The organism is Schleiferilactobacillus shenzhenensis LY-73 (assembly GCF_000469325.1).
GTDB lineage: Bacteria > Bacillota > Bacilli > Lactobacillales > Lactobacillaceae > Schleiferilactobacillus > Schleiferilactobacillus shenzhenensis.
Genome location: NZ_KI271606.1, coordinates 5,324 through 17,446, shown reverse-complemented (window position 1 = coordinate 17,446; position 12,123 = coordinate 5,324). Strand labels below are relative to the sequence as shown.

The following is a 12,123-nucleotide window of genomic DNA, read 5'->3' as shown; positions in this document are numbered from 1 at the left end:
ACGGGCATTCCCGCTGGGCTTCTGTCTCGCCGCGCAGTGCTGGCAGTAGCTTTCGCCGATAGTCAGCTACCTGGTCATGGATGTCCTGGACAGTCACGCTACCCGTGAAATCACTGTGTTCGGAGCCATGCAGCAGCATCTCGTCCGCCTCGTAATCGTTGAGCAGCTGGATCAGTGCTTGCATGGCTGATTCATTTTTCATCGTCTTCGTCCTCCGTCTCATACCCATCCAGCCAGGCGCGGGCAATAATTTCGTCATGTCGTGTAATCCAATTGCTAATATTTTCTGGAAAACGTAAATCAAAGGCATCCGACAACAGAATAGTCAAAGAATAGTGTTGCTTGTACCACTTAATTATCCCTGCAACAGCTGGTGGAATCACCGGTAACGGTTTATACGTCCGCCGAAAAATATAGTTCGCAATGGGCCAATGCTCGCCATCACTGCCCGTGGCGATCCAATCCCCTTTGTAGACGTAGAGATAGCCTTCCAAGGTGGAAATACCATAGACAGTGTGACCAGAAGCCACTTTATCTTTGGCTGAAACAGTTGGAATATCCAGCAAATATTTTTTGGCCATTGCTTCCGACCCGTCGAACTGTTCGGCCTCGATTGAGGCGGTCTTGATGTACTTAGTCATTTCCATCCCCCCTTATGCATACCAACGAGCAAACGGTAAATCCAACGTCTCTAGTGCGGTACGGGCCATCTCAGTGACCATCAAGGGGTCTGTGCCGTCAACAAACATTCGCGACACAATCTCAAGAACTGCCACGTGGAGATTATCCTCTGCCGCATGAGCTTCTTCGTCATCAGTCATTTTGCTAATACGGTCCACCTCTCGGGCCACGTCTTTCAATGTTTTAATCATTTTCCTCCTGCCTCCATCAGTTCTGGGTTCTCATAAATGTTACCGACGACCTCAATCTTTGACAACCCATTTCCAAACTCCTCACTGAGCGCATTAGATTCGTAGGGATACCATGGCTCAGGGATATATTTCTGGTCAAGATCAAACGCCGGGTAGTCCTCATCGCCAAAATACTTGACCGGCGACACATACGATTGACCGTCAATTGCAGTGACCTTAATGATGTCGCCCTCATAGATCTCTTTGCCCTGACTGTCATGCATGCCGGTGTACTGCATGATGTGCCACTCTGGGTCGGCGAGCAGGTCTCCTAGATACTGTGCTCCAATCTGGACGTTGTTAAACATGACGCCACGGTAGTCGCCACGAAACTTAATCTCCCGCATCATTTGGCACCTCCGCGTGCATCTCGACGATGATGTAGTTGTCAATTCCCGATACTTCCAACTCTACGATAAGTCGATTCCGATCCCAGGACGCCAGGTCGAACCAAGTGTGATCGTCGCGGTCATAGGCCGCGTAGAACTTAATCTTATTCATCATCTTCGCCCTCCTGAAATGACCACGGATCGTTTTCAGTGACATCTTCCCCGGTATCGAGATTGATGATCTGATAGTCGAATCCCATCCGGCCGTCATCCACTGCTGATTCAGCAGCCAACTTGGCGTCTTGGAACGTCTCAAACGTATCGATTTCCTCGTCACATGGATCTTTTAGCACGTATTTCTTATTCATCTTCCTGCACCTCTTCCAAGTTGATTTCTTCTCGGTCGAATTGCTCTAATTGAAAATGTTTTATTTCTGCCATCGTGAATGCCGTGTATTTGAAATCGTGGAATGGATATTCGCTGTCCCAGTGGATCTTATCCTCATCACTGTCTTTATTCCAGTAATACTGTCGGCCACCGCCTGTCCAGACAATGGGCACCTTGACCCGGTACCGTTTCACCGGCTCTGGCTCCCATCCGTACAGAAACGCACGCATTACCAACATCTGCCGGTTTACAGACACTTCCAGCCAATCCCAAATTTTTTCAGGAACCGCGCGGCTGTTCAACAGACTGATCGGATCACCATAGGCTTGGCAGTGGTTCACCCAATCTCCCACGGTTTTGGGTAGCCGTACTTTCTCCGGTGCGTTGATCTCGTCGATGATTTGCTCCACACGGTCAGAAAACTCCTCTGCTGTCATGTGCCGCCCAAAATCATGCTCGTTCGAGTTGTACACCACAAGAACCTTCTCAAAATTCTTCTTTGCTTCTTCCCTGTTCATTTCGATTCCTCCTCATGGAGCGCGTGCTCCATCTGCTTGACCAATGCACCCACACCATTGAGCAGTGCCACTGTCTCCCGGTCTTTGGTGCCGTCTAAGCGGTTGGCAGCTAGTACCAGCAACTCTTCAGAACTGTACACCATCATCAGTAATCGTTCTTTATCTGTGCCTTCTGTGTCCATCTGGGCTCCCCCCCTAAATTAGATGTCTGAATATCTCCTCAAATATTGGTACCGGAATCGAATTGCCTGCCTGTTTGTACAGCGCCGTCTTACCATTGACACTTGCCGCCGCAGTGTAGTCCCAGTCTGAATATCCTTGCAGCAGCCAACACTCTTTCGGCGTCAGCAGACGGTACCGGCCATCACTCAGCGGCACCACCCCACTGTTTGGACACCGCGTCTGCCGTGTTGTGATGGTCCACGCCCAGTCCTCGATAGGCTTTAGTCGGCCGGCAAACGGTCCTGCGGATCCACCCGGCAAACGGGACAGCATCGATGGCACTGTAATTGTGTACTCAGGTGATGCCCGTTCCAGATATTCTCCGATTGGCCGCATGTCCGTGTGTCGCAGCCTGTCGAAATCAAATGACTGACCGCCAAGAATCGAAATCGTGAAGACCCGTTCCCGGTATTGTGGCAGACCGAAGTCTCTGGCATCCAGAACCGCGTGGCTGGTGGTATATCCTAGGCCTTCTAGCACATCACAGTACCGCTGATAATTCTTGGCCATGTGTTTCTGCAACACGCCTTTGACGTTTTCCCAGATAACAATCCTTGGCCGCCATAGTCCCATCTGCTCAATGATCTTAAGGGTCTGCCACATCAACGAAGACCTTGTCCCGCTGCCCTCGTCTGCCCCCAGTCGCCGACCGGCCACCGAGATGTCCTGACATGGTGACCCGTGGATCAGGATGTCCGGCTTGAGATCATAACCGATGACGTTTTGAGCTTGGTACTTCTCATCACTCGCAAACATTGCGTTGTAGCTGCGGACCGCGTTCTCATCGATTTCCACGTAATCAATTGACTTTACTGGGATGCCGAGATTGCGGAGAGCGATTCTGGGTGAACCAATACCACCGAATAGTTCAAGAATTTTAAGCATCACTCCACCTCGTGCCACTGGCCGTTGTACTGCACCCAATGGCCACTTGTGATAAACCAATCGCCAGTCAACAGCGATCGCCGCTCATGCAGTCGGACAAACAGCGATGGAATTTTTGTGAAGCTGTAAAGTGTGTCGACATTGTTGAAATAGAAGGCTTTGTTCAGCTTGACCTCATATGCTTTGTAATGTGCCTGCGGATACGGCTGCATTCCAAGGCGATCAAGATGATACCGAACAGTCGAAAACCGAGAGTGGATCTTTTGACTGATTTGCGTTACGCCGTAGCCTTTTTTAAAAAACACGTGAAGTTTCTCCCGTTGTTCCTTTTCTGGAAGTTTCCAGAACTCACTCGGGCCGTTATAGTTGCCCTTACGCTTACGCTCAGTCTTATTGATTTTTTCTCGGATAGGCTCCCAGCGAGGGTCATCGAAAGACGGATTGTCCCGCTCGAGAGTTTGAATTGCTGCCATCAATTCCGGGTGCTTTGCTAATCGCATTACCGCACCCCCATTCGGTTGGTGACCACAGTGAATGTCATCCGCCCCGACGCTGTATCGTGTCCCAGAAAAACATCGGTGCCATTGAACACGTCGCGGCTAATATGGATCATGATGAGGTACGCCGCAAGCAAACGAACTGCGACATCCTTCTTGCTCGCTGCAGAGGTTACCAACGACGTCAGTTCCTGATTTATTTTTTCTTCATCTGCTTCGTTCTGTTTCATGCGCCGATTCATCGTTTACACCCCCGTACTTCCAAACCCACCGACCCGCACGCCGTTTGCCACATCATTGTCGGCAATCATGTAGCTGTGGAAGATTCCTTGCATGATCCGCTCGCCAGCATTGACGACTTCCGGGACATCCGATATGTTCCACAGTTGCGCCATGATCTCGCCGTCATTCTGCGGATTGCCGTAGTAATCAGAATCAATGATGCCCACACCGTTGGGCAGGACCAAATGTTTGTTCCGCGCCAGCGATGACCGACTGATAAGCTCCAGGTATTCGTACTGTCCGAGCTTGACCTTAATGCCAGTGCGCACCAGCTTGATGTCGCCCGGTTCGATAATCGTACTGAGGCTGGCAGCGATGTCGTAGCCTGCTGCGTACTGGGTGGACCGCTGCGGCAACGGTCCGGTGTAACCTTGAATCCTTTCAAAATGCCGTTCAATCATTCGTTATTCCCCCTTCATTGACAGCCGGACCGTCACTCTTTTGGCGGCCCGTTCGACTTCTTTGCGCAACCGCTCAGCGATCACTTCTGGGTCAATCTCGATACCATGCTGGTCAACGTAATCCTTCACCTGTCCCTGGATAACGCTAAAGACCTGTTTTCGTGCCCAGCCGTTGTACCCGAACGCATCTGCAATGGCCGAGTTGATAGCTGCCCGGATCTTATTGTCAATTTTCTCTTCCAGTTCTTTCTTATGCTCTGCGACGTACAATTCCACCTGCTTCTGGATTTCTTCTTTGGTTAAAATGTCCATTATTAATCCCCCTTGGGTTGCTCTTCGGTGCGCATTGCTTTGACGATTTTGTCTACATCCGCATCACTGACGTGAATCGTATCCTGGTCACTGGCATTCAGCCCCAAAATCCACTGATTATCACCGGTTTTGAAAATAAACTCTACATATGCAGTGTTGACGTAGTTACCATTTTTCAACCGAACTAACATGGTCAATCCCCCTCGTAGGATGTTTCCGCGTTGCCGACGATCCGTAGTTCTCCGTCTGGGTATACGTCCAGCCAATCACCAATGCCTGCAATGTTATTTTTTACTGCCAGTCCATGGACACCATATGAATTGCTGCTTTCAACAATTAGCATAACCTCGTGGGTGAAATCGTTGACTACCACATCGTGTTTCTTGATAACCTTGCCCGTAACGTCCTTAACTGGCGCCACTTCTTTACTCCGTCCTGCCATACTCATTAATCTCCTTCAATGATTTTCAGTGCATCTTCTACTGATCGTGCTACACCGTAAAGCACCGGCTTCGATTCGATAAATGCTTTGAACTGTTCTTGGTCATGGCGCAGCCGGCCAGTCGGCGTCTTGACTTCAATTAGGATCAGCTTTCCGTCGCGATGGCGGAAGCCAGTTAGGTCAGGCCACCCTGGAGGCGGGCCAGCAATGAATATCCGGCCGTCTGTGGTTTTTACTCGGCCACTGTTCGTCCGAATGATAGTACAGCCATGCTGAGACACAGCCACCCGAATGTCGTTCTGAATCTTGGCTTCTGCTGTCATAGAGTCGCCTCTTTAATTGGTATAGTTTTTCGTGGTGGTCACTAGCAATTGACGTGACCGGGGTGCCTTTGTGAATAAATTATCCTTTCCAAGCCAGTTTTGCCTTCTCCAGGTTTACATAACTCTAAAGGTGGTCACTAGGAAAAGTTAGTGACCACCGGTCTCTCCCTTAGAGCCTCATGGGTTTGACCCCTGGTGGTCAGGTGGTCACTAACTTTCAAACTTTTCCCGTTTGGCGCGCCGTTTCCCCTTAATAGTATTAATTAATATTATTGTTTAAGAAAAAGGGGGTAGTAGTGACCACCATAGGGCTTCAGCCTTACGGCCATGCGGGTCTAGCGGTGGTCACTAACTTGGAATTTAGTGACCACTTAGTGACCACTAGTGACCACCCGCCGTTCATAGCCTCGAGTGGATAGGCCGTCCACCTTCTTCTTCTTGGCCTTCCATCCTGGCTGGTTGTCCATGATGTACTTGATTTTCTTGGCCAGGGTCCGGTTGGTGACCAGGTTGTTCTCGCCCATCAAGGACGCCAGCTGATTGCTGGTAATGAAATCGTCGTGCCAGGTCTGGAGCAGACGTTCGATCTCGTCCTCCACTGCGTCCACATACATGAAATTCCGCCGGTGTTCTTCCAGCATCTGCACCTGGTCCTTTGTCAGCGCAAAGCTGAACCCGGCTTTGTAATAGCTGACGAACTCACCCCACAGCTGCTCCACCAGAGGTGGCTTGAGGTCCGTCACTGGGTGATACACCTGTGCGTCCAAGTCGGCCATGATCGGCAGGAACCGGCGTTCACCGGTCTTATCCTTGAGGTACGTGTCTTCGTTGGTCGTCCGGGCCATCACGAAGGACTTTGCCCGCCGTTCTGGCCGCCGATTGTATGGTGATCGGAATTCCAGCTGTTCAGCGGATACGAATTTCTTCAGGTCCTCGAAGCTGCTGTTGTTGGTGGCCGTCATCTCGTCGTCATTGAGAATCAACGCCCGCAGCATGATGGCGTAGCTGTCTTTGTCTTTGAAGTCGGTGAACTGATCAGTGTAATACTGCCCGCCCATCCGCTTCAGTAGCGTCGTCTTCCCAGCGCCTTGGCCACCGACCAGGTCCAGCACGTAATCGAACTTCATACCCGGTTGGTAGACTTTGGCCACCGCCCCGATGAAGAACAGCTTCGTAATGAGGGTGGTCACCGCAGACATCGGTGCCCCGAGAAATATCGGCAGGAATGAATCCGCCCGTTCCTTCTTGTCCCAGTGCTGGTAAGCCTTCTCCATGTACTCCTTCACCGGGTTGTACGCGTTGTCCCGGGAGACCTGGATCATGGCGGCGTTGAACGCCTTATCGTTGAACAGCACGTAGTATTTCTTCTCCAAATAGTTCAGGCAGAGGGAGACGATCTCATCGACCATCTGACCCTTAGCGATGTGCAGCTGCTGGATCGGCTTCACGACGTCCACCTCATGGGTGAACTCGTTGTACCGGAAAGTATTCATCAGAAGCGGATCGTGTTCGAGGGCCAGGACGACGTTGTTGATACTGTTGGGGACCGGCATCCCGGTCTTCGTGTTGACTCGAAAATTAATGCTCATCGGGACGACGTTATTCTGCTCCGCCGCCAGTTTCTGCATCGCCTCCTTGTCGGCCAAGCTTCATCACCTCCCGTCGGCGCAGTTCTGTCTTGATGATGCTGTCGAACGTTTTCTCAAACTCCTTCTCGTCAAGTGCTTTAGGTGTGTTGGCGTTGGCCTGCTTGGCCAGTTCGTAGGCCGCTTGCGGATCCACATTGCGAATCAGCAGGCCGCCGACGAAGGTGGCTAAGGCATTGTTCCGGCCACCGGTTTCACCGAGCCCCTTGACGATCTGTTCAAAGAGTTCCGCCGTGTTGGACTTATGGCCCTTGAAGGCGGCGGGCCCTTGATAGGCAGCCTCTGCCGGCACATCACGGTTGATGTCCTCGATGAGAGCGGCTGGCGGTTCAGCCAGCGGCAGCTTGTTGGCCCACTTGTACTGCCCGCTGCCGACGGTGCTGGGGGCAATCATCACGTAATTATTGATGTGGGCTTTGATGTCCACTCCCGGCAGCCAACCGATATGCTGACTGACTTCGGTACCTTGAGGCTTGCGGTAGAACAGCTGCTTGCCGCCGTGGGCGGTCAACTGCATGAGCGTCTTCGGGAACCAGTCGAAATGGTTCAGTTCCCGAATTGATTTGAAGCCGTCGGCTCCCCCTTCATGCCGGTCGATGTCGATGACGAAGAAGTCAACGGTCCGCACCGCGATCTGGGCATAGGGCTTCAGCAGCCAGATTTTTTGAATGTCCGTTTCGGTCAGCGGGGGTTTGTCCGCGAATGTGATGAGCGGCTTCTTGTCCACCATCGGCAGCACGTAGAAACCATTTCGTGCATAATATTTGGCGTAATTCACGAGATTTTCCATGACTCCTCCCTTCTAACGGGCGTTTCACCCGTTCGGCGGTCTAATGTCACTGCATCAGCTGATAGTTAGAAGGGAAGATCATCGTCATCGATGTCGATTGGGTCACCGCCAGCAGCTGGCTTCTTATCGGGCATATCACTGAGATTCGACGGCATGTCTTCATCGGAGACATTTGGCTGCACTGGCTGCTCAGCTGGCTCGAAGTCGTAATTCTTGTACGGGTACTGGGGATTCTTCTTGTTCTCCCGCACCGTGAGATCCATTGTAACAATCTTGCCGATTGCCCCACCGAAGTTGAAAGCCGTCACCAGGTGGTCAATGTCCTCCCAGTCCTCGGGCTTTAAGGTGATACCGCAAGCGTTGGCCAGTTTGGCGATGAGCTTGATGTGACTGGAGATGACGCTGTCAGGAACTTTCTTGCCGGTGGACGTGGTCTCATCAAGGTTGAACATGTTGAAGTCCTTGGTACCGACGTGTTCGCCGGCATTGACCTCGGTGATGATCCGCAGACCGTCCCAGCCGCTGGGTGTAACGTGGTGGTCAATCGTGTTGACGATGACAGTGTATGTGCCGGATGGCAATCCTTCGAACGAATTGGCGCTGTCCTTTGTCGCATCGAAACCGGATAATACTTCTTGTGCCTTATCGAATAAACTCATTATTTATCTTCTCCTTTAGGTTGCTGATGTGTAGAAAACACGCCGGGGATATTATTCAGGACACGCAGGATGCCCTTGTCGGTGATGTCTTCGCGATAATACTTGCGCCGCTGGTCCGTGATACGACGGATGTAATTGGTTCCCACTCGTTTAGTCTGGATGACCAGGTCCGAGTTGCCGTTGACGACGTTGTAATACTTTGTTTTCAGGCTCGGAATCTCACGTGTTTCCGTACCGACACCGTCGTTGACTTCGGCGATACGGCTGATGTAGACGACGTTCATATCAAGTGCTTTCAATTCCAAGATAAATTCCTGAAAAATGGTGTTGAACATGGCGAACCCACGGCCATACGGCACATCAGCCAGAGTCTCCACGTGATTGCGAATAGCGATGGCCTGTTCTAGCATGACGACTAGGTCATCCACGACATCAACCACGATGGTCTGATAACCGTGCTTCTCGTTCATCAGTGCTAGAATGATTTCATCCAGCTGTTTGATGACATCTTGACGCAGGGTGCTGTTTGGCCCTTTGATGTTGCGAATCTGGATCGATGGCGCCTTATTCTCGAGGGCATTTCCGTCCGTGTTCAGAAAAAGCGGGTTGGGAAAATGCTCTGCAAGATAAGATTTGCCACTCATCGTTGCACCCCAGATGAAGAAATTGTGGGGTACGTCGATGGTCTTCTGCGGTTCATTTGGAGGCAGAATACTCAACGGATAAAACCTCTTTTCTTAGCCTGGTACCACGCCCAGCCGGGTTTGTAACCGTGGAGCTTGGCGTAATATTGTAATTGAAGATAATTTTCCAGCTGCTCCGGCCGCTTATCGGCCAGCCACTTGTACATCTCATTTGATTGGATCATGCGGGCAATCTTGAGGCGTTTTTGGGCTGCCGCCGTTGGTTGAGTGACTTCCACCAGGTCCACGTCGACGTGCTGCGGACCATCGGCACCGTTCTCTTTAGTCAAGAGATGACCGCAGAACGGACAAGTCGTTCGCCCCTTGCGGTAGAAGCTGGCAAAGCAATACGGGCAGGTGGTTGGCGATTGAATATCACTACGGGCTTTCTTCTTCTTGCCCTCGCCTGACAGCTTCCACTCCCGCTCGTCGGTGGGCAGACCGAAGCGGCTCAAGTTATCGACGTGATCAATGATGACCGCTGTCTTGCCTTTTCGCGGGTTCATTGCTCGCATCGAGAATTGAAGAAACAATGACAGTGATTGCGTCGGTCGCATCATGATGACACAATCGACATTCGGCAGGTCCAGCCCCTCAGTGAACAGTTCGGCATTGGTGAGGATGGTGATCTTGCCGTCCCGATACTCCCGAATGAGCTGGTCCCGCTCCTCCTTCGGGGTGGCCCCGTCGACTTCTGCCGCCGTGATACCGGCTGCGTTGAAGCTGTCGGCTAGGCGTTTGGCAGAGGCCACGTTGTAGGCGTAAGCGATGGCCTGCATGCCGCTGGCGTGTTCCTGGTACATCTTGACGGCATTGGAGAATACCTTTGGCTTCATCGCATCGGCGACGGACGCTTCGTCGAACTCTCCGTTAGCCTTGAGCTTGAGTTCCGCCGTCTCGATGTCCGGCGGGCAGAAGTACCGAATCGGCGCCAAGAATCCGTTCTTGATGAGCCACCCCATCTGTTGCCCGGGAATCAGGCAGTCAGCCACATCACCGAACCCGGCCCCGCTCATTCGCCAAGGGGTGGCTGTCACCATGATGCGCACAGCGTTGGGGAAAGCATCAATGATGCGGCGGTAGGACTTCGCCAGCACGTGGTGGGCTTCATCAATTAAGATGACCGCCGGCTCTGGGATCGTGTCGGTGTGCCGGGTGAGCGTCTGAACCATGCCCATGGTGACCAGCGACATGTCAACGTCATTGCTCTTAAAGGTTTGCCACGCCTGGTCCACCAACTCCTTGCGATGGACCACGAACAGCACGCGGTTTCCCTTGACCGTCGCCCGCCGGGCAATCTCGGCCATGATGACTGTCTTCCCGGTACGGGGCGGCTGCTGGACCATGATGGCTCGCTTACCCTCACGCATGGCGCCGACGATACGGCTGATGGTAAGTTGCTGGTAGTTGCGCAGCTTATACATGGTGCCCGTCAGAATCCTTGATAATGAGATTATCCATCGCCCACAGCAGCATGGTCTCCACTGTGTCTCTCAGCGATAAGTTGGCGTCCGCAGCGACTGCCTTTACTTTCTGATGCATTTCGACCGAGATAAAGATTGGCATGGTGCCCTGTGACTTTTTGCCACCCCGGACGATGACCAGTTTATTCTGTGGTGTGACGTCTGTCTTTGGTTTCATGATGTTTCCCTCCTTTACCGAATCCGTGGTGACCAGTTTGTCTTGAGTTCTGCCCCGACGATTGTGGTACCAGCTTCTAACGCCGCCTTGATTTCCCGCTTGTCTGGAAGATAGGTGATCTTCTTCGTCACATACTGAGGCGGAATCAGGCGGTAGTCGTCAGGCACGCTAACCGATGTTGACGGCTGGATCCATACCGTCATCAGCGGTGACTTGACCTTCTTCAAGCCAGCCGTCTGCAGAGCCTCGGTCAAAGCCTCCTTCATGCGTGCCTGGTTGTTCTTCAGCGACTGCTTGCGGGCGGCCAAGCGCTTTTCTTCTTCCTCAATGGCCTTGACGTCGTTATCCAGTGACTTGATGACCTGAGCGTAACCGATGGCCTTGTCCTCGATACCATCTTTTAAGCTAGCGAGCGTATCGGTAACGGCTTCCGGGTCCATGTCACCGTCTTCAGCCATTGCCAGCAATGTTGCGTACTGGGCCTTTAATTCATATAATGTAGACATAGTTAGATTCCTTCCTTAGCTCTCTGACGTGGCAGCGCCGGGGGCTTTTTCTTTGGCTTCAATTTGGTCGATGATGTCGGTCAGCAGGTTGATACGGGCAGCAATAATCAGTGCTCGGTTGTCACTATATGGCGTCCGGCTTAACTGCATGTCTACCAGCTCATTGACATCGTTCTGCCGGTACTTGAGCATCTGCCGATACAGCTCACCCGCTGTAGTGTTATAAATGTAGTCCATTGTTTTCACCTCCTTTCAGTTCCAGATATCCAGTGCAGAGTTTACTTGGTGCTGCGCAACCAGCTCACTAATTTTGCGATCGGCAATCCGCAGTACGTCATCCAGGTCAGCCGATGGACCGGCTAAGATGCGGAGAATCGTCAGGCGGTTGCGCCATGACAGAAGTGTGGCGAGGTGTTGTTCGTCGTTTTTCATTGGTGTTTCTTCCTTTCTGCTGTGGGATAATTATTTTTGAGGAGGTGAATTAATTGCTGAACGAAAAGCCGGTACACGAGTCATTTTCTACTTGGCTCAAGCGGTGCGAGGGATTGCACTCCCCCGTTGGCGACTTGGCTGAAGACGCAAAACACGACTCGTCATTCCCACGGCGCGCAACTAAGCACGCCGTCTTGTTGCATTACTTGAATTCCCAACACGCCAGCGAACCCGCTCTAGAAGCTTTTGAACGAGC

General features: G+C 52.0%; 26 protein-coding genes. 1 reads left to right on the top strand and 25 read right to left on the bottom strand.

Annotated elements, in window-relative coordinates:
• From L248_RS16130 to L248_RS12755, 25 genes are all read right to left on the bottom strand, one after another.
• Positions 1–202, bottom strand: a 202-nt coding sequence (locus L248_RS16130) for a hypothetical protein (RefSeq protein ID WP_040536815.1), incomplete at its 3' end; no start/stop codon positions are given.
• Positions 192–641: a DUF1642 domain-containing protein gene (locus tag L248_RS12865; RefSeq protein WP_040536814.1), complete on the bottom strand. Its 450-nt coding sequence runs from the start codon at positions 639–641 to the stop codon at positions 192–194. The genes L248_RS12865 and L248_RS16130, both read right to left, overlap by 11 nt.
• A 12-nt stretch (positions 642–653) precedes the next feature.
• On the bottom strand, positions 654–872 hold the full coding sequence (locus tag L248_RS12860) for a hypothetical protein (protein ID WP_022530685.1): 219 nt from the start codon (positions 870–872) through the stop codon (positions 654–656).
• Entirely contained in the window at positions 869–1,261 is a 393-nt protein-coding gene (locus tag L248_RS12855; RefSeq protein ID WP_040536812.1) for a YopX family protein, read from the bottom strand. The genes L248_RS12860 and L248_RS12855 overlap by 4 nt, the downstream gene beginning before the upstream one ends.
• Positions 1,245–1,415: a hypothetical protein gene (locus tag L248_RS15945; RefSeq protein WP_196812039.1), complete on the bottom strand. Its 171-nt coding sequence runs from the start codon at positions 1,413–1,415 to the stop codon at positions 1,245–1,247. The genes L248_RS12855 and L248_RS15945 overlap by 17 nt, the downstream gene beginning before the upstream one ends.
• Positions 1,405–1,608, bottom strand: a complete 204-nt coding sequence (locus L248_RS12850; protein ID WP_022530683.1) for a hypothetical protein — start codon at positions 1,606–1,608, stop codon at positions 1,405–1,407. Before L248_RS12850 ends, L248_RS15945 begins: the two co-directional genes overlap by 11 nt.
• Positions 1,601–2,146: a DUF1642 domain-containing protein gene (locus L248_RS12845; RefSeq protein ID WP_022530682.1), complete on the bottom strand. Its 546-nt coding sequence runs from the start codon at positions 2,144–2,146 to the stop codon at positions 1,601–1,603. The genes L248_RS12850 and L248_RS12845 overlap by 8 nt, the downstream gene beginning before the upstream one ends.
• Positions 2,143–2,328 (bottom strand): hypothetical protein, encoded by a 186-nt coding sequence (locus L248_RS12840; protein WP_022530681.1) that lies wholly within the window; start codon positions 2,326–2,328, stop codon positions 2,143–2,145. Before L248_RS12840 ends, L248_RS12845 begins: the two co-directional genes overlap by 4 nt.
• 13 nt (positions 2,329–2,341) lie before the next feature.
• Positions 2,342–3,253 (bottom strand): DNA cytosine methyltransferase, encoded by a 912-nt coding sequence (locus L248_RS12835; protein ID WP_022530680.1) that lies wholly within the window; start codon positions 3,251–3,253, stop codon positions 2,342–2,344.
• On the bottom strand, positions 3,253–3,753 hold the full coding sequence (locus L248_RS12830; protein ID WP_040536810.1) for a hypothetical protein: 501 nt from the start codon (positions 3,751–3,753) through the stop codon (positions 3,253–3,255). The genes L248_RS12835 and L248_RS12830 overlap by 1 nt, the downstream gene beginning before the upstream one ends.
• Complete coding sequence (locus L248_RS12825; RefSeq protein WP_040536808.1) at positions 3,753–3,992, bottom strand: hypothetical protein; 240 nt, start codon at positions 3,990–3,992, stop codon at positions 3,753–3,755. The genes L248_RS12830 and L248_RS12825 overlap by 1 nt, the downstream gene beginning before the upstream one ends.
• A 3-nt stretch (positions 3,993–3,995) precedes the next feature.
• The gene (locus L248_RS12820) at positions 3,996–4,433 is read right to left on the bottom strand and encodes a dCTP deaminase/dUTPase family protein (RefSeq protein WP_022530677.1); all 438 of its coding nucleotides are present in this window, start codon (positions 4,431–4,433) and stop codon (positions 3,996–3,998) included.
• Positions 4,434–4,436: 3 nt separating this feature from the next.
• Positions 4,437–4,745, bottom strand: a complete 309-nt coding sequence (locus tag L248_RS12815; protein ID WP_022530676.1) for a hypothetical protein — start codon at positions 4,743–4,745, stop codon at positions 4,437–4,439.
• A 2-nt stretch (positions 4,746–4,747) separates the two neighbouring features.
• Entirely contained in the window at positions 4,748–4,936 is a 189-nt protein-coding gene (locus L248_RS12810) for a hypothetical protein (protein WP_022530675.1), read from the bottom strand.
• Between the two features lie 2 nt (positions 4,937–4,938).
• On the bottom strand, positions 4,939–5,187 hold the full coding sequence (locus L248_RS12805; protein WP_040536806.1) for a hypothetical protein: 249 nt from the start codon (positions 5,185–5,187) through the stop codon (positions 4,939–4,941).
• A 5-nt stretch (positions 5,188–5,192) separates the two neighbouring features.
• Complete coding sequence (locus L248_RS12800; protein ID WP_022530673.1) at positions 5,193–5,510, bottom strand: VRR-NUC domain-containing protein; 318 nt, start codon at positions 5,508–5,510, stop codon at positions 5,193–5,195.
• Positions 5,511–5,881: 371 nt separating this feature from the next.
• On the bottom strand, positions 5,882–7,138 hold the full coding sequence (locus L248_RS12795) for a virulence-associated E family protein (protein ID WP_040536804.1): 1,257 nt from the start codon (positions 7,136–7,138) through the stop codon (positions 5,882–5,884).
• Positions 7,110–7,946 (bottom strand): bifunctional DNA primase/polymerase, encoded by an 837-nt coding sequence (locus L248_RS12790; RefSeq protein ID WP_022530671.1) that lies wholly within the window; start codon positions 7,944–7,946, stop codon positions 7,110–7,112. The genes L248_RS12795 and L248_RS12790 overlap by 29 nt, the downstream gene beginning before the upstream one ends.
• Before the next feature lie 65 nt (positions 7,947–8,011).
• Positions 8,012–8,605: a hypothetical protein gene (locus L248_RS12785; RefSeq protein ID WP_022530670.1), complete on the bottom strand. Its 594-nt coding sequence runs from the start codon at positions 8,603–8,605 to the stop codon at positions 8,012–8,014.
• Positions 8,605–9,324: an AAA family ATPase gene (locus L248_RS12780; RefSeq protein WP_022530669.1), complete on the bottom strand. Its 720-nt coding sequence runs from the start codon at positions 9,322–9,324 to the stop codon at positions 8,605–8,607. Before L248_RS12780 ends, L248_RS12785 begins: the two co-directional genes overlap by 1 nt.
• Positions 9,321–10,712 carry a DEAD/DEAH box helicase gene (locus L248_RS12775; protein ID WP_022530668.1) on the bottom strand — a complete coding sequence of 464 codons (1,392 nt, stop codon included), beginning with the start codon at positions 10,710–10,712 and terminating at the stop codon, positions 9,321–9,323. Before L248_RS12775 ends, L248_RS12780 begins: the two co-directional genes overlap by 4 nt.
• Positions 10,705–10,929, bottom strand: coding sequence for a hypothetical protein (locus L248_RS12770; protein WP_040536802.1), 225 nt, complete (start codon positions 10,927–10,929; stop codon positions 10,705–10,707). The genes L248_RS12775 and L248_RS12770 overlap by 8 nt, the downstream gene beginning before the upstream one ends.
• Before the next feature lie 14 nt (positions 10,930–10,943).
• Positions 10,944–11,435, bottom strand: coding sequence for a siphovirus Gp157 family protein (locus L248_RS12765; protein ID WP_022530666.1), 492 nt, complete (start codon positions 11,433–11,435; stop codon positions 10,944–10,946).
• 15 nt (positions 11,436–11,450) lie between these two features.
• Positions 11,451–11,672: a hypothetical protein gene (locus L248_RS12760; RefSeq protein ID WP_022530665.1), complete on the bottom strand. Its 222-nt coding sequence runs from the start codon at positions 11,670–11,672 to the stop codon at positions 11,451–11,453.
• Positions 11,673–11,687: 15 nt separating this feature from the next.
• Positions 11,688–11,867, bottom strand: a complete 180-nt coding sequence (locus tag L248_RS12755) for a hypothetical protein (protein ID WP_022530664.1) — start codon at positions 11,865–11,867, stop codon at positions 11,688–11,690.
• Positions 11,868–11,920: 53 nt separating this feature from the next.
• Here L248_RS12755 and L248_RS15665 point away from each other — a divergent pair.
• On the top strand, positions 11,921–12,123 hold a 203-nt coding region (locus L248_RS15665; protein WP_081701333.1), incomplete at its 3' end, for a YozE family protein.

Excerpts from the sequence above, each read along its gene's own strand:
- L248_RS12865 (WP_040536814.1), bottom strand. The coding sequence starts at position 641 with ATGACTAAGTACATCAAGACCGCCTCAATCGAGGCCGAACAGTTCGAC.
- L248_RS12860 (WP_022530685.1), bottom strand. The coding sequence starts at position 872 with ATGATTAAAACATTGAAAGACGTGGCCCGAGAGGTGGACCGTATTAGC.
- L248_RS12855 (WP_040536812.1), bottom strand. The coding sequence starts at position 1,261 with ATGATGCGGGAGATTAAGTTTCGTGGCGACTACCGTGGCGTCATGTTT.
- L248_RS15945 (WP_196812039.1), bottom strand. The coding sequence starts at position 1,415 with ATGATGAATAAGATTAAGTTCTACGCGGCCTATGACCGCGACGATCAC.
- L248_RS12850 (WP_022530683.1), bottom strand. The coding sequence starts at position 1,608 with ATGAATAAGAAATACGTGCTAAAAGATCCATGTGACGAGGAAATCGAT.
- L248_RS12845 (WP_022530682.1), bottom strand. The coding sequence starts at position 2,146 with ATGAACAGGGAAGAAGCAAAGAAGAATTTTGAGAAGGTTCTTGTGGTG.
- L248_RS12840 (WP_022530681.1), bottom strand. The coding sequence starts at position 2,328 with ATGGACACAGAAGGCACAGATAAAGAACGATTACTGATGATGGTGTAC.
- L248_RS12835 (WP_022530680.1), bottom strand. The coding sequence starts at position 3,253 with ATGCTTAAAATTCTTGAACTATTCGGTGGTATTGGTTCACCCAGAATC.
- L248_RS12830 (WP_040536810.1), bottom strand. The coding sequence starts at position 3,753 with ATGCGATTAGCAAAGCACCCGGAATTGATGGCAGCAATTCAAACTCTC.
- L248_RS12825 (WP_040536808.1), bottom strand. The coding sequence starts at position 3,992 with ATGAATCGGCGCATGAAACAGAACGAAGCAGATGAAGAAAAAATAAAT.
- L248_RS12820 (WP_022530677.1), bottom strand. The coding sequence starts at position 4,433 with ATGATTGAACGGCATTTTGAAAGGATTCAAGGTTACACCGGACCGTTG.
- L248_RS12815 (WP_022530676.1), bottom strand. The coding sequence starts at position 4,745 with ATGGACATTTTAACCAAAGAAGAAATCCAGAAGCAGGTGGAATTGTAC.
- L248_RS12810 (WP_022530675.1), bottom strand. The coding sequence starts at position 4,936 with ATGTTAGTTCGGTTGAAAAATGGTAACTACGTCAACACTGCATATGTA.
- L248_RS12805 (WP_040536806.1), bottom strand. The coding sequence starts at position 5,187 with ATGGCAGGACGGAGTAAAGAAGTGGCGCCAGTTAAGGACGTTACGGGC.
- L248_RS12800 (WP_022530673.1), bottom strand. The coding sequence starts at position 5,510 with ATGACAGCAGAAGCCAAGATTCAGAACGACATTCGGGTGGCTGTGTCT.
- L248_RS12795 (WP_040536804.1), bottom strand. The coding sequence starts at position 7,138 with ATGCAGAAACTGGCGGCGGAGCAGAATAACGTCGTCCCGATGAGCATT.
- L248_RS12790 (WP_022530671.1), bottom strand. The coding sequence starts at position 7,946 with ATGGAAAATCTCGTGAATTACGCCAAATATTATGCACGAAATGGTTTC.
- L248_RS12785 (WP_022530670.1), bottom strand. The coding sequence starts at position 8,605 with ATGAGTTTATTCGATAAGGCACAAGAAGTATTATCCGGTTTCGATGCG.
- L248_RS12775 (WP_022530668.1), bottom strand. The coding sequence starts at position 10,712 with ATGTATAAGCTGCGCAACTACCAGCAACTTACCATCAGCCGTATCGTC.
- L248_RS12770 (WP_040536802.1), bottom strand. The coding sequence starts at position 10,929 with ATGAAACCAAAGACAGACGTCACACCACAGAATAAACTGGTCATCGTC.
- L248_RS12765 (WP_022530666.1), bottom strand. The coding sequence starts at position 11,435 with ATGTCTACATTATATGAATTAAAGGCCCAGTACGCAACATTGCTGGCA.
- L248_RS12760 (WP_022530665.1), bottom strand. The coding sequence starts at position 11,672 with ATGGACTACATTTATAACACTACAGCGGGTGAGCTGTATCGGCAGATG.
- L248_RS12755 (WP_022530664.1), bottom strand. The coding sequence starts at position 11,867 with ATGAAAAACGACGAACAACACCTCGCCACACTTCTGTCATGGCGCAAC.